The 26,025-nt window shown below is 44.7% G+C and carries 24 protein-coding genes, 3 tRNA genes and 1 rRNA gene; 3 read left to right on the top strand and 25 right to left on the bottom strand.

Annotated features, from left to right (window positions below):
- Nucleotides 1-244: 244 nt before the first annotated feature.
- The 21 genes from IWT5_RS11425 to trpS all read right to left on the bottom strand — a co-directional run bounded on the left by IWT5_RS11425 (nucleotide 245) and on the right by trpS (nucleotide 20,716).
- The gene (locus tag IWT5_RS11425) at nucleotides 245-1,222 is read right to left on the bottom strand and encodes a ribose-phosphate diphosphokinase (protein WP_089110066.1); all 978 of its coding nucleotides are present in this window, start codon (nucleotides 1,220-1,222) and stop codon (nucleotides 245-247) included.
- A gap of 59 nt (nucleotides 1,223-1,281) precedes the next feature.
- Complete coding sequence (glmU, locus tag IWT5_RS11420) at nucleotides 1,282-2,661, bottom strand: bifunctional UDP-N-acetylglucosamine diphosphorylase/glucosamine-1-phosphate N-acetyltransferase GlmU (protein ID WP_089110065.1); 1,380 nt, start codon at nucleotides 2,659-2,661, stop codon at nucleotides 1,282-1,284.
- Nucleotides 2,662-2,705: 44 nt separating this feature from the next.
- Nucleotides 2,706-3,551, bottom strand: coding sequence for a pur operon repressor (purR, locus tag IWT5_RS11415; protein WP_089110064.1), 846 nt, complete (start codon nucleotides 3,549-3,551; stop codon nucleotides 2,706-2,708).
- A 229-nt stretch (nucleotides 3,552-3,780) separates the two neighbouring features.
- Entirely contained in the window at nucleotides 3,781-4,572 is a 792-nt protein-coding gene (locus IWT5_RS11410) for a metal ABC transporter permease (protein ID WP_089110063.1), read from the bottom strand.
- Entirely contained in the window at nucleotides 4,565-5,260 is a 696-nt protein-coding gene (locus IWT5_RS11405) for a metal ABC transporter ATP-binding protein (RefSeq protein ID WP_089110062.1), read from the bottom strand. Before IWT5_RS11405 ends, IWT5_RS11410 begins: the two co-directional genes overlap by 8 nt.
- Before the next feature lie 106 nt (nucleotides 5,261-5,366).
- Entirely contained in the window at nucleotides 5,367-6,290 is a 924-nt protein-coding gene (locus tag IWT5_RS11400) for an alpha/beta hydrolase (RefSeq protein WP_089110061.1), read from the bottom strand.
- A 12-nt stretch (nucleotides 6,291-6,302) separates the two neighbouring features.
- Nucleotides 6,303-7,154: a 4-(cytidine 5'-diphospho)-2-C-methyl-D-erythritol kinase gene (ispE, locus tag IWT5_RS11395; protein ID WP_089110060.1), complete on the bottom strand. Its 852-nt coding sequence runs from the start codon at nucleotides 7,152-7,154 to the stop codon at nucleotides 6,303-6,305.
- A 241-nt stretch (nucleotides 7,155-7,395) separates the two neighbouring features.
- Complete coding sequence (locus IWT5_RS11390; protein ID WP_089110059.1) at nucleotides 7,396-7,947, bottom strand: hypothetical protein; 552 nt, start codon at nucleotides 7,945-7,947, stop codon at nucleotides 7,396-7,398.
- 28 nt (nucleotides 7,948-7,975) lie between these two features.
- Complete coding sequence (locus IWT5_RS11385; protein ID WP_089110058.1) at nucleotides 7,976-9,055, bottom strand: hypothetical protein; 1,080 nt, start codon at nucleotides 9,053-9,055, stop codon at nucleotides 7,976-7,978.
- 221 nt (nucleotides 9,056-9,276) lie between these two features.
- On the bottom strand, nucleotides 9,277-9,534 hold the full coding sequence (locus tag IWT5_RS11380) for a Veg family protein (RefSeq protein WP_089110057.1): 258 nt from the start codon (nucleotides 9,532-9,534) through the stop codon (nucleotides 9,277-9,279).
- Between the two features lie 187 nt (nucleotides 9,535-9,721).
- Nucleotides 9,722-10,606, bottom strand: coding sequence for a 16S rRNA (adenine(1518)-N(6)/adenine(1519)-N(6))-dimethyltransferase RsmA (gene rsmA / locus IWT5_RS11375; protein ID WP_089110056.1), 885 nt, complete (start codon nucleotides 10,604-10,606; stop codon nucleotides 9,722-9,724).
- The gene (gene rnmV, locus IWT5_RS11370; protein WP_089110055.1) at nucleotides 10,603-11,172 is read right to left on the bottom strand and encodes a ribonuclease M5; all 570 of its coding nucleotides are present in this window, start codon (nucleotides 11,170-11,172) and stop codon (nucleotides 10,603-10,605) included. The genes rsmA and rnmV overlap by 4 nt, the downstream gene beginning before the upstream one ends.
- Before the next feature lie 6 nt (nucleotides 11,173-11,178).
- Complete coding sequence (locus IWT5_RS11365) at nucleotides 11,179-11,955, bottom strand: TatD family hydrolase (RefSeq protein ID WP_089110054.1); 777 nt, start codon at nucleotides 11,953-11,955, stop codon at nucleotides 11,179-11,181.
- 91 nt (nucleotides 11,956-12,046) lie between these two features.
- Nucleotides 12,047-14,098: a methionine--tRNA ligase gene (gene metG, locus IWT5_RS11360; RefSeq protein WP_089110053.1), complete on the bottom strand. Its 2,052-nt coding sequence runs from the start codon at nucleotides 14,096-14,098 to the stop codon at nucleotides 12,047-12,049.
- Between the two features lie 147 nt (nucleotides 14,099-14,245).
- Nucleotides 14,246-15,091 carry a DUF72 domain-containing protein gene (locus IWT5_RS11355; protein WP_089110052.1) on the bottom strand — a complete coding sequence of 282 codons (846 nt, stop codon included), beginning with the start codon at nucleotides 15,089-15,091 and terminating at the stop codon, nucleotides 14,246-14,248.
- Between the two features lie 26 nt (nucleotides 15,092-15,117).
- Complete coding sequence (locus IWT5_RS11350) at nucleotides 15,118-15,708, bottom strand: TMEM175 family protein (protein WP_089110051.1); 591 nt, start codon at nucleotides 15,706-15,708, stop codon at nucleotides 15,118-15,120.
- Nucleotides 15,709-15,759: 51 nt separating this feature from the next.
- Nucleotides 15,760-16,458: an NAD-dependent protein deacylase gene (locus tag IWT5_RS11345; protein ID WP_089110050.1), complete on the bottom strand. Its 699-nt coding sequence runs from the start codon at nucleotides 16,456-16,458 to the stop codon at nucleotides 15,760-15,762.
- A gap of 24 nt (nucleotides 16,459-16,482) precedes the next feature.
- Complete coding sequence (locus tag IWT5_RS11340) at nucleotides 16,483-17,442, bottom strand: IpaB/EvcA family protein (RefSeq protein WP_089110049.1); 960 nt, start codon at nucleotides 17,440-17,442, stop codon at nucleotides 16,483-16,485.
- Complete coding sequence (locus IWT5_RS11335) at nucleotides 17,429-18,712, bottom strand: hydroxymethylglutaryl-CoA reductase, degradative (RefSeq protein WP_089110048.1); 1,284 nt, start codon at nucleotides 18,710-18,712, stop codon at nucleotides 17,429-17,431. Before IWT5_RS11335 ends, IWT5_RS11340 begins: the two co-directional genes overlap by 14 nt.
- Nucleotides 18,713-18,732: 20 nt before the next feature.
- A complete protein-coding gene (locus tag IWT5_RS11330; RefSeq protein WP_089110047.1) occupies nucleotides 18,733-19,662 on the bottom strand; it encodes a Ppx/GppA family phosphatase in 930 nt (309 codons plus the stop codon).
- Between the two features lie 37 nt (nucleotides 19,663-19,699).
- Entirely contained in the window at nucleotides 19,700-20,716 is a 1,017-nt protein-coding gene (trpS, locus tag IWT5_RS11325; protein WP_089110046.1) for a tryptophan--tRNA ligase, read from the bottom strand.
- Nucleotides 20,717-21,100: 384 nt separating this feature from the next.
- On the opposite strand from trpS, the gene helD reads away from it, so the two are divergent.
- On the top strand, nucleotides 21,101-23,410 hold the full coding sequence (helD, locus tag IWT5_RS11320) for an RNA polymerase recycling motor HelD (protein ID WP_089110045.1): 2,310 nt from the start codon (nucleotides 21,101-21,103) through the stop codon (nucleotides 23,408-23,410).
- A gap of 71 nt (nucleotides 23,411-23,481) precedes the next feature.
- On the opposite strand, the gene IWT5_RS11315 is transcribed toward helD, so the two are convergent.
- Nucleotides 23,482-24,669 (bottom strand): cation:proton antiporter, encoded by a 1,188-nt coding sequence (locus IWT5_RS11315; protein WP_089110044.1) that lies wholly within the window; start codon nucleotides 24,667-24,669, stop codon nucleotides 23,482-23,484.
- Nucleotides 24,670-24,753: 84 nt separating this feature from the next.
- Here IWT5_RS11315 and IWT5_RS11310 point away from each other — a divergent pair, with 84 nt between their 5' ends.
- Nucleotides 24,754-25,305: an NUDIX hydrolase gene (locus tag IWT5_RS11310; RefSeq protein ID WP_089110043.1), complete on the top strand. Its 552-nt coding sequence runs from the start codon at nucleotides 24,754-24,756 to the stop codon at nucleotides 25,303-25,305.
- Nucleotides 25,306-25,377: 72 nt separating this feature from the next.
- On the opposite strand, the gene IWT5_RS11305 is transcribed toward IWT5_RS11310, so the two are convergent.
- Both IWT5_RS11305 and IWT5_RS11300 read right to left on the bottom strand, forming a co-directional pair.
- Nucleotides 25,378-25,462: transfer RNA gene (locus IWT5_RS11305), tRNA-Leu, on the bottom strand.
- 42 nt (nucleotides 25,463-25,504) lie between these two features.
- A tRNA-Pro gene (locus IWT5_RS11300) sits at nucleotides 25,505-25,578 on the bottom strand.
- 131 nt (nucleotides 25,579-25,709) lie between these two features.
- On the opposite strand from IWT5_RS11300, the gene IWT5_RS11295 reads away from it, so the two are divergent.
- Nucleotides 25,710-25,782, top strand: a tRNA-Thr gene (locus IWT5_RS11295).
- Nucleotides 25,783-25,907: 125 nt separating this feature from the next.
- On the opposite strand, the gene rrf is transcribed toward IWT5_RS11295, so the two are convergent.
- Nucleotides 25,908-26,024: ribosomal RNA gene (gene rrf, locus IWT5_RS11290) — 5S ribosomal RNA — on the bottom strand.
- Between the last annotated feature and the right edge of the window lies 1 nt (nucleotide 26,025).

Genomic DNA, 26,025 nt, shown 5'->3' with positions numbered 1-26,025 from the left:
CTTCCGAAAATTTAGAGTAAGAGTGCTTTATACCTTGCACATCAAAACTAAAAAAGTCCTAATCACAAAATAGTGATTAGAACTAATTTAAGAAATTTACCAACAACAGTTGTCAAAGAGCCCTTTATTATACATGCCTGCATCACGTTATTTCTTAAAATCCACGCGGAAGTTAGCACTGCTTCTTTAAGTCACAAAAACAGGCATCCTCAAAATGAGAATGCCTGTTTGACGATCACTTTAACTATTCTTTACCGTGAAAACGATTATGGAACAATGGACTAACGGGTCGGTTTTCGTGGATGCGGACAATCGCATCACCAATCAACGGACCAACCGAAATCTGTTTAATCTTATCAATTTGTTTTTCCTTAGGTAACTGAATCGAGTCGGTCACAATCAGCTGCTTAATAGCTGAGTTTGAGATTCGTTCGATAGCAGGACCAGAGAGGACCGGATGAGTTGCACTGGCATAAACTTCAGTGGCACCAGCATCCATTAAGGCCTGAGCACCAAGGGTAATGGTTCCGGCAGTATCGATCATATCATCGATCATGATTGCACGTTTGCCCTTAACATCACCGATAATATTCATAATCTCAGCAACGTTGGCTTTTGGACGCCGCTTATCAATAATTGCAATTGGTGCCTTTAAAAATTCAGCCAGTGCCCGGGCACGACTAACACCACCGTGATCAGGTGAAACGACAACTGCGTTTTCTGCGATCCCGTGGTTAATAAAGTAATCTGCCAATAATGGCGCACCCATCAAATGGTCAACGGGAACATCAAAGAATCCTTGAATCTGCGCAGCATGTAAATCCAAAGCTACGACTCGGCTAATACCAGCCTTTTCCAACATATTAGCAACTAATTTTGCTGTGATTGGTTCACGCGAACGTGCCTTACGGTCTTGACGTGCATAACCATAATACGGAATAACCACATTAATAGTTGCAGCACTCGCACGGCGAAGAGCATCCACCATAATCAACAGTTCCATTAAATTATCGTTGACAGGAGCGGAAGTCGATTGAATAACGAAAACGTGGCAGCCACGAATGCTTTCTTCAATGTTGATCCGGATCTCACCATCACTAAAACGGTCAACTGATGTTTTTCCAAGACTAACACCAACTTCATCAGCAATACGCTGGGCAAGTGGTTTGTTGGAATTCAACGCAAAGATTTTCAACTTTGGGTCATTATATTTCTCTGACATGGGATCCTCCAATGGCTTATTTCTAGATACATTTTACACTAACAAACAAATTGAGTACATTACTTTTCTGGATCGTAAGGCAACTTTTTGAAATACCCCGCCTTATTCGTCTGGCGGGCACGGGCAATTGCCATGTCATACTGAGCGACTTCATCAGTAATCGTTGATCCTGCAGCAATAAACGAATGATCCGCAACCGTTAATGGCGCAATCAAGTTAGAGTTACTCCCAATAAAGGCATCATCGCCAACCGTGGTCTCATGCTTATGCGCACCATCGTAGTTAACAAAGACGACACCGCAGCCAACGTTGATCCGTTTGCCTAGATGTGCATTACCAACGTAAGTCAAATGACCAACCTTAGTGCCCTCATCAATTGTGGCCTTTTTGACTTCCACAAAGTTACCTAGATGCACGTTCTTACCAATATGTGAGTCCGGCCGTAAATGACTCATTGGTCCGATATTGCTGCCATCTTCCATCTCGGAATCTTCCAAATAAGAAGATGTCACCGTCACATTATCATGTAAAACGGTATCATGCAACTCAGAGTGTGCCCCAATATGACAATTATCACCAATCACCGTCTTGCCCTTCAGCAAAACGCCGGGTTCAATAATGGTATCAGCACCAATTTTAATGTTGACGTCAATATAAGTATCCTCAGGATTGATCAACGTTACCCCATTATTCATGTGGTATTCGTTGATCCGCCGCTGCATGACTTTAGTCGCTTTGGACAAGGCCACTCGATCGTTAACGCCCATGGATTCTTCAAAGGAAGGCATCCGATATGCCGCCACAATGTCACCTTGTTCCTTTAAGATCTGAATAACATCTGTTAGATAATACTCGCCTTGAGCGTTGTCATTAGTTGTTTTATGAAGCGCAGCAAAAAGCGCTTTATTATCAAAAACGTAAACGCCAGTATTAATTTCGTTGATCTCTTGTTCTTGCTTAGTGGCATCTTTTTGCTCTACGATTTTTTCAACGATACCGATGTCATTGCGCACGATCCGACCATAACCAGTAGGATCAGGTGCCTTAGACGTTAGAATCGTTGCGACCGCTTTTTTAGCTTCGTGATACTGAAACAGCTTTTCAAAAGTTTCAGCGCGAAACAACGGCGTATCACCACTAACAACTAAAGTCATGCCGTCCTCATCTTTTAACAGCGGTTCAGTCTGCAAAACAGCGTGGCCAGTACCCAGCTGTTCTTTTTGCAGCACATACTTCGTACGGTTGCCCAAGGTTTCTTCAACCTCTTCGGCACCATAGCCAACGACCGTCACGATTTGATTCATGTGCGTTTTTTCTACCTGAGTCAAAACGTGGTCAACCATTGAACGGCCGCAAACCTTGTGCAGGACCTTATATAGTTTTGACTTCATTCTAGTTCCCTTACCAGCAGCGAGAATAATCGTATTTCTAGTACTCATTTAGACAAACTCCTTAACGTTATTATTAAATGAAATTCACTTGCTTAATTCTTAAACTGCGCCACTCGCTCCGGTGTGTAAATTTGTTCTGAAAAATTACCAGAGGTGACATCGACATGGTCATTAGTCGCGTGAATTTTAAGCAGTGACGTGTACTTTGGCACTTTACGGTCGCCCTTAAAGGCGCCTTCAGCGAAGACGGCAACACCAGCCACTTTAGCGTCAAATTCTTTGACTAATGACTGCATACCGCCAACGGTGCCGCCACCCTTCATATAATCGTCCACGATCAAAACGCGTGAACCGGGTGCTAAGCTTCGCTTTGACAGCGCCATTTTCTCAATTCGGCTGCTAGAACCCGAAACGTAGTTCACACTCACGGTAGAGCCTTCAGTGATCTGTGAATCATGTCGCGCAATAACGAATGGCACATTTAAATAATTCGAAATGCTTTGCGCAATCGGAATCCCCTTAGTTGCCACCGTTAAAACAGCGTCAACTTCATCTGCTAGATACTGAGTTGCCACCAGCCGGCCTACTTGGCGTAAAACACTGGGACGGCCAAGTAAATCAGACATGTAAACATAACCGCCGGGTAAGAAACGGTCAGCCTCAGATAATGATTTGATGACATCTTCAACGAACTCAGTTGCTTCCTGCTGAGCAATATACGGAATCAACCGGGCACCACCAGCTGCCCCTGGGACCGTTTCTAACAGACCCGTCCCGCGAGCTTTAAGTGTGCGCTTTAAAATCGTTAAATCTTCACTGATTGAAGACTTAGCTGAGCCGTAACGTTCTGAAAAAAAGGTCAACGACACTAATTGATGAGGCCGCTCTAAAAGATACCGGGTCATATCAATCAGCCGGTCGCTTCTTCTTACTTTCACTTTGGTTTCCTCCATGTCACTTAACATCATATTTAATATTATCATTCTAGCATAAATGTTCGGATTTTAGGGTTGGATTCTCTGAATCTCATGATTTTATTAACAAGTCTCTGAAGTTTAGTCGTTTTACCTGCTCAAAAATAAACGAGATATACGGATAATCTTATTTATTTATCAGTTCATAAAAAAAGGCACAGCATGCTATGCTGTGCCTTAGTTAAACCAACATTTACGCCCGGATTCGCTGATACACCAGCGCGCTGAAGTAGAAGATCACTTCAATAGCTGCAATGAAGAAACTGACCGGCCAGTTTGTCACGTAACTCAAATACAGGCCTAACCAAACCCCAACCAGTGAAAAGCCTACAGCCACGCTAATCATCATCCCAACTGTATGGGCAAAATACTTAGCCGCGGCTGCTGGCAGGGTCAATAGAATAAAGATCAGTAACGAACCCACAATTTGAGCCGCCACGCTAACCGAAAAAGCCAGTAACACTAAGAAGATAACGGATAATGTCCGCGTCCACAACCCTCTCACCTGAGCGCCGATTGGATCGAACGAATCAAACTTGAGATAGCGATAGACTACCAAAACAACCACTAGAACCGAAATGGAAAGAATCATCATTTGAACAACGTTAGCCCGGCTGATGCCAATCACGCTGCCAAATAAAATGCCGGTGGCGTAGCTTGCATTGCTATCCGCTAACGAGAGAAAAAGGATCCCTAAGCCAATCGCTAAAGCTGAAATTGCCGTAATCGAGTTTTCCCGTCGTGACGATTTGGCGCCTAATTCACCCACACCAATCGAACTGATCGTGGTAAACAGAAGCATCCCGTTTAATGGCTGCCAGCCCATAAAAATACCAAAAGCGGCACCGGCAAAACCAATTTCAGATAACGTATGCGTCAAGAAGGACATATTACGAGCAATCACGAAGACACCCATAATACCTGAGATAATGGCAATTAACGTCCCAGCCATGTAGGCATTTTGCATAAAAGGATAACTAAGCATTATTCATTTCGCCTACTTTCTCATTGGTCAATTCCGAAATATTGCCAGCTTCGTAGTGACCTGGGCTTAAAAATAGGTAGTGGTCCGCATAGTGACGGGCTAACGGAATATCATGCGTGACAAAAATAACGGTCAGCTGTTGCTGTTCGTTAATCTGTTTCACCAAATCAAGCAGTTCGGTCTTAGCAACTGGGTCCAAGCTTGCCGTTGATTCATCGAGAATCAGCAGGCTGGGTTCATCAAGCAGCGCCTGAGCTAAATAGGCTTTCTGCTTTTCACCACCCGAAGCCTGCCCCAAAGGTCTGCGCCGAATATCAAAGAGTTTTGTTTCGGTCAAAATTTGGTTAACCCGTTGCCGTTCCTTGCCTGACAACCAGGGTAAACCAACCTTAGCAAAATTTAAGCCCACAAAATCCTGAATACTGAGAGGATACTCTGTATCAACGTTTCGGAATTGTGGCACATACCCCACTGGAACCGCTTGACGATTAGGTAAAAATGCCAGCGTGCCGCTAGTTGGTTTAAGTTCTTGTAAGATCAACCGCATCAGCGTGGTCTTACCAACCCCATTTTCGCCGACAATGCTCAAAAAGTCGCCACGTTTCAAATCGTAGTTTAAATCTGTCAGCACTCGCTTGTCGGGAAAAGCAAAGGATAAATGATTTAGTTGTAGTATCGATTCAGTCATAAAAGCTCCTCAATAAAAAAAGCACCTCGCGTGCTTTTTTAATTTACTGCAAACAGTAATGATTACTATTTTATTGTAAAGGTTTATTAAGAGAAGTCAATCTCTTTTACAAATATTGGCCTAAAAAGTTATGCAACACCTGTTCGTAATGCTTAGGATCATGAGCATAGGCTTGAATATGCCGCGTATGGGGGACGATATAAGCCGCTTTTGGCCCCTGAACCGCATCGTACAGAAGTTTAGCGTGTTTGACCGGGACCACTTGATCATCTTCCCCATGAATAATCAAGACCGGAACCATCGCTCGCTTAAGTTGGTCGTCCACTCGTTCCTGGCTCAAACGTGAGCCCGTCCGCCATCGGGCTAACCAGTCAGCGATGGGTACAATGATATTAGCCGGTAAATGATAGTCACGCCGTAACGTCGTCTTGGCCATCTGATAAATGGAAGCAAACCCTGAATCGGCTACTACCGCTTTCACGTTCGTCGGCAATTGCTCACCAGCAGTCGCTAAAACGGTCGCAGCCCCCATACTGAACCCCATCAGAACAATCTTCACCTGGTCACCTAATTCGTCAATTACTTTGTTGACCCAACCCAAGTAATCCTTGCGGTCCGGCCAGCCAAAACCGATTCGATGACCATCACTTTCGCCTTGAGCCCGTGCATCCGGCATCAACACGTTGTAGCCATGGTTATGGAATAACCGTGCGAACGGAATGACTTGCTCGCGCGCATGATTGATACCGTGAGCTAAAATCACAACTCGCTGGCTATTCTCAGCAGCTGGAATATAACTCGCACGTAACGTTAACCCATCCGGCGTCAGTTGCCGCCACTCTTGAATCGGCTGTTTGAGATACCAGACGTTATCAGCCGCCGTATTTTCAGCGACCGCCTTATGGTGCCCCTTTTCCTTTTCTGCATCACTAATATGTGTCATACCGTGATAGGCCGCAACGCTTGCGCCAACGGCTGCTGTCAAACCAGTTACCACCGCTGCAGCCGAAATTTTGAACCACTTGGACAAAATAATCACTCCTTATAGCGAACGGACAAGATAAGCTTCAGGGCAAAAACCGCGAATACTGTTAAAGACCCGCTGTGCCCGGGATTCTTTGTTAAAGACGGCAAAGACGGTCGGACCAGTACCGCTCATCACTGCAGATTCTGCGCCATACCCCTTCATCCGCTCTTTGATCTGTTGAATTTCGGGGTAACGGCGCACTGAGATGGGCTCCAATGCATTGCCCATGTTGGCCACCAGCTTTTGATGATCCCCAGTTTTAATTGCGTCCAGGACGTCAGCAATCTTGGGGTGCGCCAACACATCGTAATTAATTTGCCGCAAAATACTGGGCGTTGACACGCTCACGTTTGGTTTAGCTAAAACGATCCAAACTGGTTTTAATGCTGGGTCCAAAACCTCAATCTGTTCGCCGAGCCCGGTTACATGAGCCGTTTTGCTATAGACGCAATAGGGCACGTCAGAATCAACCTTTAACCCTAATTTAGCTAATTGCGCCACTGGTAAATGAATCTCCCACAACTGATTCAAAGCACGCAAAACAGCTGCAGCGTCTGACGAACCGCCACCTAAACCAGCTGCAACCGGAATGTTTTTTTGGATTTTAATATGCGCGCCACGTTTAACTTTGAACGTGCGCTGAAGCAATGAAGCTGCTTGAAACGCGAGGTTGCGCTGATCATTAGGCAAAAACCCCGAGTTGGAGGAAACGACGATCTGCTTGGAACCGGTCGAGCACACTTCAACGTAGTCCGCCAAGTCAATGGAGGTCATCACCATATCCCATTCAGGCTGACCATCAGCGTGGCGAAACGGTGTATCAAGGCCAAGATTAACCTTGGCCGCTGCCTTTTCCACTATTATCAAATTCTGATCACCTACACTTCAGTTAGAATGGCTTGCTTATATTACTGCTCCCTTAAGTTTTGTTATTAGGGACATTATACTCGAAATGAACAAGGTGTGAAAGAGGCGCATGAGCCCATTCGAAGCTAGTCGTTATCCCTTTCAGATTCCAACTCAGCTAAAAAAGTGCAAAATAAAAAGTCCCACCAGAAAATTTTCTGATGAGACCCCTATCGCTTTAAATGAAAATCAATTTCGACTTTTATTCACCGAAATATGGTTTAGCAAATTTCACGGTGCCGTTGGCATAAACATAAGCATCGCCATTTGGCGTTGGTTCGTCATCACCAAATGTATTCCACCACCATTCAAAACTGGCAATCATATTCTTATGCTTATTGGCATACTTACCAAAATAGTCAGTATTAATATAAATTTCTTCAGTTGAATCTTCAACCATGCCTGGAATTGGATTAGTCTGGACCTCTGACGCGTGACGCTTTGAGGTCAGCGTTGGCATATTGCCATTGAACGTCGTCACACCCTTATAATTTTTACGAATTAATTTAGCATGGGTGCTATTAACAATGGTCATCGTCGTGGTAAATTTTGAGGTTTTGCGGAATTTCTTCATGATTTTCTTGGTATTAGTCAGAGCAAACGTAATCTTGCTGACCTTCCCCTTACTCTTCGTGACTTTAACATAGGTATCTTCCCACTTATCATGATAAGTTTTCGTACTTGCACTTGCCTGTGTCCCAACACTAAATACTGTCGCTAAAGCAACCACCATCGTTAAAACGAATTTTTTCATTATTTTACCCCCATATCATTCTTCACTTCTAATAAGCTGTTGTGCTCCGTAAGATTTCAGGGTTACGGTTGGACATTAATAGGCCGTGACCACCGTTATCAAAGTTCAATGATTCAAATTCACGGTGCGAGTTGAACTTTGTGTACTTAAAATCGCTGGCTTTTAGTGAACCATTACCATTCAGCTTTTTGGCTGGGAAACTAGTGATTGAATCATCGGCCACTAAATACAGCCGGCCATTGTGACCATTGTATCCCATTGCCTGTTCGTGGGTCCCTGGCCGGTGGTCAAACAGTTGCTTGGTCAGCCGGAAATGAACGGTCTTGGAACCAATGGTACCCTTATAAACTTTGACCCTTGAACCGGAGACGGTCCAATAGTAGGCATTGCCACTGTGGTCAAAGGTCAGGTCGTGACCACCAGGTACGTTTGCACCATGGCTGGACATGTGGAACGTGATTGCCTTGTTAGGCGTTAATGACGACGTACTGATTCGTTGCAATGTTGAGGTTCGCGTTGCGCTCATTGACGTGTCACGCCACATGTACAGTGATTTATGTTTCTTATCGTAAGCCAGTGATTGACCGTGACCAGTGGTAAAAATCCCACCAATTCTAACCGCAGAACTGCCAGATTTACCAGCCAATAAAGCTTGCTGCTGATCAAATGACATGCCCTTAAGCTTATTCATATCATAGCGGGCAACAAACCCTTTATTCGTCATTCCCTTAGTGTGGTGCGGTTGATAAACAACGTAGAGGTAGTGACCCCCATCATAAGCAGCCGATTGCGGATTAGTCATGTCATACTTGGAACTACCCTTGGCTGAGTGCGTATTCGGTAACTGAAATTCGGTTTTAAACGTCCATTTCTGATTGCCGCCCACACTGGCAATCGTATTACTGCCGCTGCCATTCTTGGCAAATGCATACGAGCCTGCCTTGACAAAACCCGTTGCCTTATTATTAACAGTCCGCAAGCTACCTGAAGAATACTGTGTGATGGCGTTACTCTTTTGAGTATACGACGCAGCGTTGGCATTACCCGCGAAACTCAATAATGCTATTGTCCCTGCAACAGCACCGGTCATTAAGCCTAAATGCTTCATTCAAAATTCCCCCCAGAATTAATTTTTTGCACTGTCTCTCTTCACAACCCCATTTAAATGAATTGCTCAAAGTTCATGTACAGTCCTATATTATCACAAATCTAATCGCTTAATTAATGGTTAAATAACTTTTTTAAAAGTCAAAAAACGCGCACCATTTGATATTCAGTGCGCGCTTATTGTTATTTTAGCCAATAAAAAAAGGCCTCAAAGACCTGTTTTTACTGATTGTCATCCTGATCGTTGTCACCAAAGTCAATCTGAATATTCTGCGTTAGGATATCAGTATAACTGTATGAAACACGTTCGAATGAATTTTCATCTTGGTCCAGATCCACAACGAAGACAGCTGGATATGTCTCTTTAAGAATTCCATGACGCTCCGTTGTTTTTTTACGCCCTGCCTGGGCGACTACCATAAGTTCCTGGCCAATGTGTGTTGACAGCCGGTCCTTAATAGTTGCTAAACTTGTTGGCATGACCTCACCCCTTGTGTGAAACATTTTATCATGGTTTCACAGAAAAGTCAAATTATACCACAACCACTTATTTACAACAAGTATTTTGTCATGAAAAAACAGATTAAAATCCTTTCATGATAGCATTCAGCACCTAACCAGCCTGCTCACTACTGTTGGTTTCAGTTCTCTAGTTAGTTAAAACGGTTTAAAGTAAACCTTCTTCGTGCAACGCATTCGTCAATTCAATAAACTGTTCGATTGTCAGCTTTTCTGCCCGGATTTGTGGTGAAATTCTAACTTTGGTCAAAACATTAGTAATGCGATCTTTGACGTCTTGATCCTTACCAAAGATTGCGCAAAGATTATTCCAAAAACTCTTGCGCCGATGCATAAAACTACCCTTCACAAATTTTGAAAAAGCCTTGTCATCAAAAGGTGCTGGATTAAAGGGAACCCGTTTCTTCATCGTGACAATGGCTGAATCAACGTTAGGTTGCGGAATGAATGCCGTCCGCGGCACAGTGAAGGCCACTTGAGCGTCCGTGTGATACTGAACGGCAATGGATAATGAACCGTATGCCTTGGTACCGGGTACGGCAACCAATCGATCAGCCACTTCTTTTTGCATCATCACGGTAATGGAATCGAACTTGAGACCACTTTGCAGCACGTTCATCAAAATTGGGGTTGTAATGTAATAAGGCAAATTAGCCACTAATTTGAGTGGCTTGTTGGGATCAAAGTGATCACCAATAATTTCTGGCAAATTAGCTTTCAAAATATCCTGATTCAGGATGGTGATGTTATCATACTGAGACAACGTTTCATCCAAGATGGGTACCAATTGGTCATCAATTTCAAACGCTAAAACATGATGACTGTTTTGTGCCAAGAACTCTGTTAATGCCCCGATTCCGGGACCAATTTCAATCACGTTGTCGTTTTCTGAAAGTTCCGCAGCTTGAACGATGTGTTCCAAAATATTAATGTCAGTTAAAAAGTTCTGGCCAAGACCCTTTTTAATATTCAGACCATACCGGTTAATAATCGCCTGTGTTCGTGCTGGACTTGCAATTAATGGTGTACTCATTGGCGTTCACTCTCCTCTTGGTCAATCTGTTCAATTGCGTGCCAAAATGTGGCTTGACTAATTTCAAACATCTGCAATCTTTTTTTCAGTTGTTTCCCGTTCACATAACCGATTCGCAATAACTCACCAAGTTGTTCACGGCGTGCTTTTGCCTCGGGGTTGCCCACTAATCGTGCTTTAATCAAATCTGCCTGGCTAATTTGTTCAATGGTTGAGTCACCCTCAGTATACAAGTTCGCCAATGCTTCTCGAATTGCTTCTGGGCTAGCGTGTTCGACACCCAATGAACCGCCGGCTTTGGTAGGCACACCCTCAGCTTTAGGTAAAAAAGCGTGTTTGGCGTTGGGCACAACTTCAGACACAATCTTACGAATCTTTTCACCGGAAAAATCTGGGTCGGTAAAAATGATAATCCCACGCTTTTTAGCCACTTCTTCAATTAAAGCCAACGTTTCATCTGGGACGGCAGAACCGCGGGTTTCAATCGTGTCGGCTTTGACCGCCTTCGTAATCTGTTTGGTATCGTCTTTACCTTCAACCACGATCACTTCTTTAATGGTTTTCAATCTAATCTAGGACTCCTTAATGTTAAAAAATCGGTGTGCGTTTCGCCAAGTTGCAGCGGCTATTTCTTCAGGTGACGTGTCACGTTCTTTGGCGATAGCTTCTACGGTATATCGTGTAAAGCCGGGTTCATTCTGTTCGCCACGATGGGGTTCTGGCGTGAGGTATGGCGCATCCGTTTCCACCATCATTCGATCAAGCGGGGTTGCCCGAACCGCATCGTGTACTTCATGAGCGTTCTTAAAACTGGCAACGCCTGAATACGAGATCATCATACCCAAATCCAGGAACTTCTTCAACCACTCTGGATCCCCGTTGAAACTGTGCATCACGCCACCAGTCTCTTGGATCCCCACTGATTTAATGATGTTATACGTATCTTCAAATGCGTCTCGATTGTGGACCACAATCGGTAAGTGATGGGCCTTGGCGATTTCAATCTGCCGTTTAAAAACCCGTCGCTGAACATCTTGCGGTGACGTATCCCAATGGTAATCTAAGCCAATTTCGCCCAGAGCCACGACCCGGTCTTCTGTCAATTGCTGTTCCAACACTTTTTCTTTTTCAGCATCGTAAAACTTCGAATCTTCTGGATGCCAGCCAACTGCGGCGTGTAATTGCGGATATTCGTGAGCGAGGCGAATCGCCTGTTGATTGAGTTCCGTGTTTGAACCCACGATGGTCATTTTGACCACGCCCAGGTCGGCTGCACGCGCGAGGTAGTGTGGCACGTCATCGATAAACTCTTCGCTATTTAAATGGGTATGTGAATCAAAAATTTTCATTGATTATTCTCCTGCATTGAAACAAAAATCCGAATATTCAACGAGCTGAAAATTCGGATTTCGCCTTCCGCTAGTTGCGAAAGTTTAGTTACTATTCGACTGTCGACCCGTTTTCGATGCTATCAGGCACCGTAACGAGCTGCACCTTACCCTTAGAATCTTCAGAGGACAAGAGCATTCCTTGACTGACTTGGCCACGCATCTTACGCGGCTTCAAGTTCGCCACAATAATCACTTTTTTACCCAGCAAATCCTTAGGTTCTGGATAGTACTCGGCAATTCCCGATAGAATTTGACGGTCATCCGCGTCACCAGCATCCAAGCGGAACTGCAGGAGCTTATCAGCACCCTGCACTTTTTGAACGTCAATGATCTCGGCGACTTTCAATTCGATCTTTTCGAAAACATCAAACCGAATTTCCTTCTTGTTTGATTTTAATTCGGTATTTTCTGGATTCCAAACACCTGAATTAGCGGCTTCTTTGGCGGCTTCCATAGCAGCCCGGCCCTTCTTCTTATCAGATTTGGTCATCTGAGCAGCGATAAAGGCAACTTCTTCTTCAGCATCGCGCCGAGGGAAGATTGGCGTTCCCTTTTCAACAACTTTACTGTTCTTAGGCAAGCTAGCCATAGTCAATTCTTTCAAATTAACGTTGCTGTCAAATTCCAGGCCGAGTTGCGCCAAAATCTGTTTTGGTGCGTGTGTCATCACGGGACTCAAGAAGTAAGCAATGACCCTTAAGCTAGCTGATAAATGAGCCATAACGGCAGCTAATTGCCGTTTACTGTCATCATCGTCGCTCTTAGCCAAGATCCATGGCTCAGTTTCGTCGATGTACTTGTTCGTCCGGGCAATTAATTTCCAAATTTCTGCCAAGGCATCGGAGAGGTGCAAATCGTCCATCAACTGATGGTAGTTAGCCATCGTGGTTTTAGCCGTTTCTTCTAATGAAGCATCAAAATCAGTCACACCAGCTTCATAAGCTGGAATAACCCCATCTTCATACTTATTGATCATGGCCACTGTCCGGTTCAGCAAGTTCCCCAAATCGTTAGCCAAATCGTAGTTCAATCGGTTAACGAAGTCTTCAGGAGTGAAGGTGCCATCGTTACCGTAAGGCATTGCCCGAATCAAGTAATAACGAACGGAGTCCAGTCCGTACCGGTCAACCAACGTCTCAGGGTAAATGACGTTACCCTTTGACTTAGACATTTTGCCGTCTTTCATCAGCAGCCAGTTATGACCAAAGACTGTTTTAGGTAGTGGTAACCCCAAGGCATGAAGCATAATTGGCCAATAAATCGTGTGGAAACGAACGATTTCTTTACCGACCATTTGAACGTTGGCAGGCCAGAATTTCTTAAACAAGCTATCATCTTTGCCATCGTAACCAAGCGCCGTAATATAGTTGGTCAACGCATCGAGCCAAACATAGACAACGTGTTTAGGATTAGATTTAACCGGAATGCCCCAATTAAAGGTCGTCCGTGATACGGCTAAGTCTTCTAGACCTGGCTTAATAAAGTTGTTGATCATTTCGTTCATGCGGCTTGCTGGTTGGATGAAGTCTGGGTGCTGCTTGTAATAAGCTAACAGCCAATCGGCATACTTACCCATCTTAAAGAAGTAAGATTCTTCCTTAACCAGTTCAACTTCGTGGCCACTAGGCGCCTTACCGCCGATCACTTTACCGTTGTCGTCACGATAAACTTCAGCAAGTTGTGTTTCTGTAAAGTATTCTTCATCGTCAACGGAATACCAGCCTTCGTACTCACCCAAGTAAATGTCACCTTGGTCTTGTAACTGCTGGAACATTTGTTGGACGGCTTTTTCATGGTAATCATCCGTTGTTCGAATAAACTTATCGTTCGAAATTTCCAACGTCTTCCATAACTTCTTGATGCCAGCTGCCATTTCGTCCACGTAAGTTTTAGGATCAGTACCCAGCTTTTCAGCTTTTTCTTCAATCTTCAAACCGTGTTCGTCAGTCCCAGTTAAGAAAAAGACGTCATAGCCGGTTTCACGCTTGTAACGCGCCAAGGCGTCACAGGCAATCGTGGTGTAAGAATTCCCAATGTGTAATTTCCCCGATGGGTAATAAATGGGTGTCGTTATGTAATACGTAGGTTTGGTTTCTGTCATGTTAAAAAACAGGCCCCTTTCAGTCAATTTTATTTTTTAAAGCTATTCTCTACTTCTAGAAAGTCTCCAACATTATAGCATATCTGCTTCACCTGAGAAATAACTCTCAGTCATCAACTGCCAGTTTTACCCAAAATGTTGGTGTTCTTAAAACAAACTCATTTGCTGCGGTCCCAATCCCTGCCAGGATAAGTGCAGCAGATCTCGGAGTGCCAATGCGTTAGGTGCCGCGTCACGACCCGAATTATTATTGAAAATCACGCAAACTTCCTGAGCCTGGGTTGCTAGTTGAGTGACTGTCTCGGCAAAATCAGCTAGTTCATGGTCATCGTATCGGTAAAGTGTCCGAACACCGCGCCAATCCTTGCCTTGATTAAACCAGCCCTTTTCATTGCGCCCGTGCAGTCGGACCAGTGCTAACCGGTCATCCGCCACCTTAGGAACAAACGGCACCCCATCGTTTAGCCGATGAGGTTCATCCACGATCACGTGAGTCATGTTAAGTCCCTTTAAGTAACGCATCAAATCTGCCGTCAACGCCGGATCATACCAACTAGGATTTCGGAACTCTACCGCAATTGGTAAATCAGCCATCTGATCACGGATCTCAAACAGCCACTGCAGGTTCTCAGTGGTCCGCTGGAAAAACGGTGGGAACTGGAACAAAACTGTTTTTAACTGGTGTGCTTTGACCAACGGCCGAACCATGCGCCGATATTCATTGAAAGCTTGTTGACGCTCCTCTTCACTAGCCGTCTCCTGACCATAATCGTGCTTAGTCATGAGCTTATTGGCTTTCAGGATAAACTGAAACTTTTCCGGCACCTGTTTTTGCCAATTTTCAACCGTCGTCGCTCTTGGGATACCGTAAAACGGCGTATCCAACTCAACCACCGGCAAAACTGCCGCGTACTCGGGTAACGTCACGTCACGTTGGACATCCTGAATAAGCGCCGGGTGTTCTTTCCAAGTTGTTAAACCAATTGTAATCATCGCAAGCGCCTCATTCTTCCAAACTATTATTGCTTACTTTGCTTCATTAAATAGCGATCGATTCGGTAATCTGGGACGATCCACGGGACTAACGAACCAAAACATAGGATCGCAGAAGCAGGCGGCCAAACAAACGCCAAAACTGCGCCCAACAACATCATCGCCATAGAAAACCAGGATTTATGGTTTCCCTTACCAAAGAATGCTGTAAAAACTGAATCGGCGTCATGGGCGCTTAACAGCGACCTAACTAAAATATAAAAACTAATATTGACCACTAAATAAACGATCCCCATAGTGACTTCAGGGGCAACATACTCAATATGATTACCCGCCCAGGCTGTTGCTACCGGCATTAAACTGATCATGAGCAAGAAAAAGTTATTGGCCCACAATACAGAACCGCTGACGACTTCCGTAATTTGAAACAGGTGATGGTGATTGTTCCAGTAAACGGTCACCGTCAAGAAACTCAGTAAATATAAAATTAATTTATAGCGTAATGGCCATAAAGCCTGGAACCCTGTTCCCTGAGGACTCGGAATTTCCAACACTAAAATCGTGACAATGATGGCCATGACACCATCGGTAAATGCCTCCAACCGCGATTTGCTCATTTTCGCGCCCCCTCCTAGTTATGTATGACCGGCTATCCCGGTCGAATCAATTTACACGTTAAGCTGCCGATAAAAATCAGCGGCATCTTCTTGAACCATTTCAAAATTAAACGAAAAGGATAGTGGCTCATTATTAATGACAATCACTGGTGCCATTGGGTTGCGGTAATCCAGCAGACCTGCAAAAGGATAGACTCGCATAGAAGTCCCTGTAATCACAATTAAATCAGCATTGGCCATTGCGTTGACGGCATTTGAAATGTTAGCTTCATTCAAACCTTCTTCATACAGCACAACATCGGGACGCAACTGACCACCGCAGCCTTCATGTACCGGACTCTTGAGATAATCATGCCAGTCAACTTGCTGATGACATTTCTGGCAATAAACCCGGTACAGGTTACCATGAAATTCAATCAAGTGCTTAGCGCCAGCTTCACGATAAAGGTTATCAATATTTTGGGTCACGATTGTTGCGCGATCCTGCTGCGTTAGCGCTGCTTGCTTTTCATGAATCACGTTTGGCTTGGCATCAGGCTTATACAAATTGGTTTTAACGTAGTCATAGAAAACGTCTGGTTCCTGAGTCAGACAGCTATGACTAAGATAATATTCCGCATTTTTGTGGTGCGTGTATAACCCGTTATTAGACCGATAATCTGGTATCCCAGAAGGCGTTGAAACCCCCGCACCCGTCAGAAAAACAATGTGCTTTGATTGTTCAAACGCTCGTTGAATCGTTGCATCCATATGATGGCCCCCAATCATGACCGATTAACGTAGAATATATGGCATTTCCAACTTCTTAAACAGTTCTTCAACTGATAGAGAATAAATGGCTTTGTAGTATTCAGGATTATCGTTTTCCTTAGTTGGTGCCGAAATAACAAAGGAATTTTGACCATCGGCACGATTAATACCGACGTATGCCCGACGCTTGCTCTTAATATCCACCATGTCGGAGTGGAACAGCTCAAATGCCTGGCGAACTTCAAGCCGCAGCTGGCGTTTAGAAACAACGTTTGAAACGGTCGCAAATTCCGTCATGTTAATTGGTGGCAAGCCCCAATCCTTTAATTGTTCATCAAAAGCCTTGAACAGTTTGACAATATTACGACGTAGCGTAAAGGGTGAATCCACCTTTTTTTCGGTAATCAGTTCATACAGCTTTTTGGCCGCTGCAAATGCGATTGGATAGTCCTTAGCTAGCTGAGCATTAACCGTATCGTTACCATCACCGTAAAATACCAGTGCGTCGGTTAATGTCAGCAAACGCAAGGTCATTTTATCGTCCACTGGTTTTGGCTCAGGGGTAATCGTTGCCTGAATCCCCTTCAAATACATCTTTTCGATTTCATCATTGATCAAACCGTGCTTTCGCTGTTCACTCACAACGACGATGTGGCAAACCGTGTCATACAGCTCGGTACCAAGCATCATCAACTGCTGATCAAGCTGCTCTTCACCAGTTGAAATGGCAAAGAAAATTTGTGGGAAGCCACGTAGCGTCATCAGCAGGTGCAGAAGTTCGTGTGAAGCTGTGTAGTCTGGTGCAGATAAATCGCTGACCTGAATCATAATGTGATCCTTGTCCTGAACGGCCTGTGCTTGATCATGCCGCACATAACCGTTTTGAAGTTTACCGATAAATTGTAAATCAACTTTACCGGGGAAAAGTTCATTGACGGCATCCAGTAAGGATTGCGTCGCCGAATTAATTTCAACGTTTTGCATGGTTGTCCTCCTTGTGGTTTCTGATTTGTTTTAATAATTGTTTAGCTTGTGCTTCATTTGGATCTTTGAGTGCCATTAACTGTTCGGTCAAGACAGGCACTTCTTGTGGGGTGGCACCAACCGTCATCGCTAAGGATCTCACTTGCATCTTCATATGGCCCTGTTGAATACCGCTGGTCACCAGTGCTTTAAGGGCAGCAAAATTCTGTGCTAACCCCACGGCAGCAATCAATTTCATCAATTCTTCTGGTGAGTTGATCCGCGCGATTTTTTGGTTGATGCTAACCAGCGGCAAAACTTTCGTTGCACCGCCAACGGTACCAACTGGTAGGGGCAGGGTCAGCGTTCCCGTTAAGCGGTCACCCGCTAACTGCCAATCGCTAAGGCCACGGTACTGGCCGTCTTTAACCGCAAAAGCATGAGCAGCACTTTCAATTGCCCGCCAATCATTGCCCATAGCAATCACCAACGCGTCAACCCCGTTCATGATGCCCTTGTTGTGAGTGACAGCCCTCATCGGATCCAATTGGGCAATGCGGCTTGCCTGTACCAGCCGTTTGGCAACTTGCTGTGCGTCGTCTAAATCATCAGCTAATTGTGAAACCGGTACTGAAACGGTGGCCGTCGTCAGGCTTTGATCACCAGCATTCGACAGAATACTAAATAACGTTGTGTGATGCAGTTTACTTTGCACCACATCGGCAACTGCTTCCAGCATGGTATTCATCATGTTGGCACCCATGGCAGCCTTAACATCCACGGTCAGATCAATTGAAACAAAGCCTTCACCGAGATCACGGGTTCGAATTGATTTTGGCCCGCCACCACGGGTAACAATTGAAGGGTGGGCTTGCTTGGCCACATCCAGCAATTCATTTTGATGCAGGGCTACCCAATCGTCAATGGAGGCATAAACCTTCACGTCGCTCAGCACAACCTGTCCAGTCAATAAACGGGAATGAACGGCAGCAGTGATGCCACCCGCTATTGTCAATTGCTTGGCACCATTGCTAGCGGCTGCAATCACACTGGGTTCTTCCGTTACCATCGGTACGACATAATCATGGCCGTTCACCCTAAAATTAACGGCGACGCCCTCTGGTAATTGATACGTCGTTAAATAATTTTCAATCAATAACGGTGCATCTCCCTGAGCTGCCCGTTGTTGAAGTGCTTGTTGCTCCGCCTCAGACAATCCTAGCGTTTCTGCTAAAAGCGCTAACCGCTGTTTGGGAGTCCGTTTGTAAAATTGCGAAAACGCCGCTTCCATGTTCACCTATCCCTTACCTATTAGTCATCATATTCGTGATTAAGATACGCGTGAATAATGCCTTCACGCACACCACTTTCTGAAAAAATCACCCGATCTGAATCCAACATCTGTAATAGCAACACAAGTGGCATGATCCCACCAATGATAATATCTGCTCGGTCTGGTTCGAGACCTGATACCTGTCGTCGCTGCGAAAGATCTTTGCGTAATAGCATGCTAAATAATCGAAAAACTTCCGGCGTTGTCAACTGGTAGCCATGAATCTGCTCCACGTGTAAAATTTGTTGCTGACGCCGACTCATCCGGGCCAGTGAGCGATTCGCACCACCGAGCAAAATCAAGGGTTTAGTCTGCGCCTCACGCAACCACCAAATATCTCGGAGCCGTTTTCTTAAAAAAATCGTTGCACTGAAGAAGTCAGCTGCGTTAACTTTATCGGCCAAATTAAACTGTTCAGACAAATTAACCGCGCCAAACGGAATACTGATCAGATTACTCTCTTTACCATCACTGATGTTAACCATTTCCAGACTGGCGCCGCCAACATCCAGCATTAAAGCGTCTTCCACGCGCAACCGGTTCTTAACCCCCAAATAATCGTAGTACGCTTCATCGTCTCCAGACAAGATTGCTAACTTAAGACCAATCTCACGTTCAACTCGTTCAAGAAACGCCTCTTGATTACTGGCTTGACGGACCGCTGCAGTGGTAATTGCTTTGACCGTTAAATTGGGCAATGTTTCATAATACGTTTTGAATTTGTGCAACGCGGCCAACGTTCGTCTGATAGCAGGTTGCTGAAGTTCTTTTTTTTCACCCATTCCCTCAGATAAGCGCGAATCTTCCTTATAACGTGCGACTTCACGAAAGGTTCTATCCGGCCGAATTTCATTAATGGTCATCCGCACGGAATTTGAACCCAAATCAACGATCACTAAATTATCCATCACCCAACACCCTTTTTATTATCAGATCCGCCTATCTTTAACCGAAGTAGTTTAACCCCATCTTTTCGACAACTTCTTTTAACGTTTGATTGGCAACAACGTTGGCCTTTTCGCTACCATCCTTCAAAATCTTATAAACACCAGGAATATCCTGAGCATACTGTTCGCGACGGGTACGAATTGGGTCTAAAACAGCCTGTAAAACATCGTTCAAATACCGTTTAATTTTAACATCACCAAGACCACCATGTTGATATTGGGCTTTCAAATCAGCGACTTTTTCCTTATCGTCGTCAAAAATATCAAGGTAGGTAAACACCGTATTACCTTCGACATGACCCGGATCTTCAACGTGAATATGCGTTGGGTCCGTGTACATTGACATCACTTTCTTTTGCACAGTGTCGGCATCATCCGATAAGTAAATCGCATTGTTCAATGACTTACTCATCTTAGCGTTACCATCAAGTCCAGGAATCCGGCCTTCCCCTTCTGGTGGGAAGTAGCCTTCAGGTTCAACCAGTACGTCGCCATAAATACTGTTGAAACTACGAACGATTTCGCGAGTCTGTTCCAGCATTGGTTCTTGGTCTTCACCCACTGGCACAGTGGTTGCTTTAAAAGCAGTAATATCAGCTGCTTGACTGACAGGATAGATAAAGAACCCTGCTGGCACGCTTTGGCCAAAGTTCTTTTGCTTAATTTCAGTCTTGACCGTGGGGTTCCGTTCCAAACGCGAAACGCTGACCAAGTTCAAATAATGCATGGTGAGTTCACTCAATGCAGGGATCTGTGACTGAACTAAAATGGTTGACTTTTCTGGATCGATACCAACAGCTAGATAGTCTAAAGCAACTTGGATCAGACTGTTACGAATCTTTTCTGGGTCGCGAGCATTGTCAGTCAGCGCTTGCTGGTCAGCAATCATGATAAAGGACTCGTAATCACCTGAATTTTGTAACTTGACCCGGTTTTGCAATGACCCCACGTAGTGGCCGATATGTAACTTACCAGTTGGCCGGTCACCTGTTAAAATAATTTTCTTATTGCTCATCTTAATTCTCCCTTTCAGTTCATGTACCCGTCTTTTGGTGCGGTGGCTGGCTTAATAAAAAGACGCCCCATTGCAACTGCAATAGGACGTCAACCGCGGTACCACCTAAAATTGTGACCATCAAGTCACCACTCTCACCGATAAGGAGGCACCCTAAAATTCACTAATCAGCTCCAAATTAATCATCGTGACCAGTTTCAGCAAACCTGATCTCTCTGTGGTGATGATCGTAACGCACTGACGAATTCTATCTATATAATGTCTTCTATTCTAAGCAATTTAAGGGGTGTTGTCAAAATCAAATACAGGTGATTCTTTGTAATTGACACAAACACCTAATCACACTAGAATGGTTCAAGCACATTAAACGAAAGAGGCGGTTTTTTGGAATCACAGGAACAGAAAATTGAACAGCAACGCGTCGATTCGGTGATCAATCAAATTACCGCAAAAATCAAGTCTGTATCACTGGAATACAGTAAGGCGCACGCCGAAATGAAGTTGGTTCAAGAAAACTACAGCGCCAACACCTCCGTTAACTACTTTGAAGTTGATGATCGAATTGAAACTTCCGCGGAGCTGCAACAGCAACGTGCCCTGGCCTCAAGGCTGATTGAAAATGAACAGATTATCTCCAGCCAGCTGAACGTTTATAAAGAACTGGAAAAGTCCCCCTATTTCGGTCGGATCGATATTCAAGACCCCGACGAAACCGAACAGGAAAAACTCTACATTGGAACAGCTTCCTTTACCGATGATGATGCTAACTTCCTGGTTTACGACTGGCGGGCACCCATTTCGGCAATTTATTATAACGGGACCCTAGGAGATGTCACCTATGATACACCAGCTGGTAAACAACATACTAAACTGACCAAGAAGCGACAGTTTTTGATTCAAAATGGCAAGATTGAAAGCATGTTTGATACTAATGAAACCGTCGGCGATGAGATGCTGCAGCACGTATTAGGCCAGCAAAATGACGAAACCATGCAAAATATCGTGTCCACGATTCAGCGTGAACAAAACGACATCATCCGTGATACCCGCTCTGACCTCCTAGTCGTCCAAGGAGTGGCGGGATCGGGTAAAACATCCGCTATTTTGCAACGCATTGCGTTTTTGCTCTACCACAGCCGACAGGAACTGCAAGCTGATCAAATCGTTTTATTTTCACCTAATAAACTGTTTAGTCACTATATCTCTGACGTCCTGCCTAGTTTAGGCGAACGGAATATGCGCCAGGTCACATTAGCTGATTTTCTCACTCAGCGGCTCCAGGGCCTTCAGGTTGAATCTTTATTTGACCGTTATGAAAGGGATCTTGATTTAACCGCCGAACAGCAAGCACTCGTGGATTACAAGTCATCATCTCGTTACATGCATCAAGTCGCCGATTATTGTCAAACCCTCGCACCAACCCATTTTAAATTCAACCACATCTATTTTGATGGCCGGGTTTTCTTTGATAAAACCGACATTGAGAAGATTTATCAAGGCTTGCCGCACCTGCAACCAGCTGAACGGTTCTTGCGAACTAAAAACCTCCTCATCAAACAGCTAAAGCGCCGGATCAACGAAGAAGCTAAATCCGACTGGGTCGCTGAAGCCATCGATCAACTCTCAGACGAAGAGTATCACAACTTACTGGGGTCAAAACGGCTCCACGATTTTCAGGAAGTCGATGCTGAAACGAACTACATTGCACGCAAAATTGTCACCCGTCGCTTGCGAAAAGTTTACGATGCCATTTACAATAATTACTTCTTGGATATCTATAGCCAGTATGCCGATTTCATGGCAACTGTTACACCCCCTGACAACGTCACCAAGAAATCAATGATGAGCAGTCAGCAGGCCTTTCTCCATGATATTGAGTTCCATAAATGTGAATTAGTAGATGCAGCACCATTGCTCTACATTCGTGACATTCTAACTGGTGGCGGACAAAATCATGCGATGCATCACCTCTTTGTTGACGAAATGCAGGATTATTCCATTGCTCAGCTACAGTATCTGCACCATGCGTTCCCCAAGGCTCATATGACTTTCTTGGGAGACGCCGAACAAGCGTTGTTTAAAGCAGTGCAAACACCCGAAGAACTTCTAAATAGTCTCAGTGATGCCTTTCAGGTTCATCACCCCCGGTTATTGAAATTAAACCGTTCTTACCGATCAACGCTACCAATTACGACTTTTTCAAAAGCGCTGTTACCAGATGGCAACCAGATTGAAGCCTTCAATCGGCCGGGTAAACTCCCTCGATTAGTGATCCGTTACGATACAGATAGCGGTTACGCGGCATTGGAGGATGAAGTCGCCAGTTTGCGGCTCGAAAACGGTACAGTCGCGATCTTAACTAAGAATCTGGCGCAAGCTCATGAAGTGTACCAGAAGTTGCACCATGAAAGCGACGACGTTACGCTGATGACTGATTCGGATTTATCCCTGCCGAAGGGAACCTTGATTATGCCCATTTATTTAGCCAAGGGGCTGGAATTTGACGCTGTTATTGCCTGGAACGTCTCCGCAGCTAATTTCCCAGACGAGCGTTTTACTGGTACTTTGTATACCATCGCAACACGGGCCATGCACCAACTGATTTTGATCAGCGTCGGACAGGTGTCACCTTTAATTGCCTCCGACAAGATGCCAAAATCTGTTTTAGAAATCGAACATGAATTGACCAATTAAGTCCCCTTTAAATTCACAACAAAATGCCTCCATCACCATTCATATTCGAACGGTGGTGGAGGCATTTTGTATCAGCTCTTTTCGCTGGCTGGTGCTAACTGTTTTTGATTAGGTTTCAATGCTTGCTTAAGCATGAATGGCGCAATTATGGTGGCTAAAATAATGACTAGTACCATTTTAGAATAAGTTGCGTTAGACAATAAGCCAGATTGAAGGCCAATTTGCACAGTGATCATGCCCATTTCACCACGAGAAATCATGCCTGAGCCAATAACGTAACTGCTATGAAAGCTAAATCCAGTTAGGCGTGCACCTAGGCCGCACCCCAGTAATTTAGTCAGACAAGCAAGAATCGTCATGACAACGATCAACCCAAGTGACTGGCCCAAATATTGAAAGGACATACTCAGTCCAATTCCAACGAAGAATAACGGAATAAAGGCAGCGTAACCGATTGGTTCCGTATGTGCTTCAATCACTTCACGGTACGGCGTATGGGCAACTGCAATTCCCGCGAAGAAAGCGCCAACTGCGCCACTTAAGCCCACAGCATCGGCCAGCCATGCCATGCCCAAACAGATCACCATCGACATGATGGTGACAGTGGAATTCATCAGCAGTTTTTCGCTAATACTCATCAAGTATGGGGCAATCCAACGCACCACGAGGTAAGTGCCACCAAAAAAGGCAATTTGCTCCAGCAAAATCAACCCGATGTTGGTATCCTGGCCACTGGTCTTTAACCCCTGCGTCCCCATTAAACTAATCATCACTGATAACAAGATGACACCCACAATATCGTCTGCCACGGCCGCACCAAGAATTGTCGCGCCTTCCGAGGTATCTAGGGCATGGTACTCTCTTAAAACTGCGACGGATATGGAAACTGATGTTGCACTAAAAATAACACCTATGTATGCTGCCTCAAAAATTGAATAATGAAAGCCGATGGCTGCGCCACCCATAAAAACAACCGGCATGACAACCCCGCATAGGGCCACGATAATGGCTGGTTTAAAAAAACGCCGAAGCAGGGTCAGGTTGCTTTCCAAGCCGCCAATAAACATCAGCATGATGACACCAATATTTGAAAAAAGATTGATCAACTGATTAGGCTGAACCCAATTAAGTAGTGCTGGCCCGACTATAATACCCACTAAGATCTGACCAATAACAGATGGCATTCCCATTCGGTTTGAGAAGTGTCCAGCAAAGGTCGTCAAAACTAGCAGGAGGCATAATGTTCCAATAAAATTCACACTAACCACCTCTTGTAGTAGAATGGTGCTGCATGATTCAGCACTAAATAGAATATAACACTAACCAGAAGGGAAATCTTGTCCATGTTTAATAATTGGCATCAAGCTGGTCACATCAAAAAAAGAACAAAGCAGTATCAGGGCCCTGTTTTCTCCGTTGAGCAGTGCGAAATAGACACCCCAGATGGTCTTTCAGTTGAGCGCGATTTAATTCATACTGCACCAACGATCACAATCCTTGCCATGACGGCTGATCAACAAGTCGTGCTAACCAGTGAGTACCGGGTCGGCATCAATGCTGATTCGGTCTCCTTGCCAGCGGGTATCATTAATCCTGGTGAAAGTCCCGAAGAAGCAGCTCAACGAGAATTTCAAGAAGAGACCGGCTACATCGCACAATCAGCTCAGGTGATGACCACGATCACTTCTTCAGAAGGCTTTATGGATCAAACTGCAGCCCTCATTTTATTGTCCTTTAACCCCTCAAAGCGCACGGCTACCCATTTCGATACTGATGAATTTGTCTCCACGCAGTTAGTTGATTTTACACGGGTTTTAAAGTTGATCAAGACCGGCAAAATCAATACTGCTCAAGCTTTAGCCGCAGTTGGTTATTATCAGATGTACTTAGCGTAGCTACTGTGATACAAATAAGCACCCTGTTTTCAGTTAAGTCTGAAAACAGGGTGCTTATTAAATTCTGTATGATACCGGAGGTGGGGTTCGAACCCACACGTCCTCAACGGACACTGGATTTTGAGTCCAGCGCGTCTGCCAGTTCCGCCACTCCGGCATATTGCTCATTAATAACAATAGCCTATCAAATGATTTGCTATCGGGAAGACAGGATTCGAACCTGCGACCCCCTGGTCCCAAACCAGGTGCTCTACCAAGCTGAGCTACTTCCCGATGTCGTTTTATAAATTACCAACTTTATTAGTATACTACGCCGACCTAATTATTACTAGCTTTTTTCAGTCCAATTCACTTTTTTATTTTATTGATCCGCGTACATGGATGCCTGTAGTATAATATGAGTTGCCGCTGTAGCTCAGAAGGTAGAGCACTTCCATGGTAAGGAAGAGGTCATCGGTTCAAATCCGATAAGCGGCTTCTATTTTATAATTATTGCGTGCCTTTATAACAGTTAGCGTTTATTCTTTTTGAAATGAATGGCTAGCTTTTTTGCTGTAACAGACAAAAAAACAGCCATCGATTTCTCGATGACTGCTTCGCTTGCGTGGCAACGTCCTACCCTCGCAGGGGGCGATCCCCCAACTACTCTTGGCGTGCTGAAGCTTAACTTCTGTGTTCGACATGGGAACAGGTGTATCCTTCAGGCTATCGCCACCACAC

Source organism: Secundilactobacillus mixtipabuli, from assembly GCF_002217925.1.
Lineage (GTDB): Bacteria > Bacillota > Bacilli > Lactobacillales > Lactobacillaceae > Secundilactobacillus > Secundilactobacillus mixtipabuli.
This window is presented reverse-complemented; position numbering and strand designations above follow the sequence as displayed.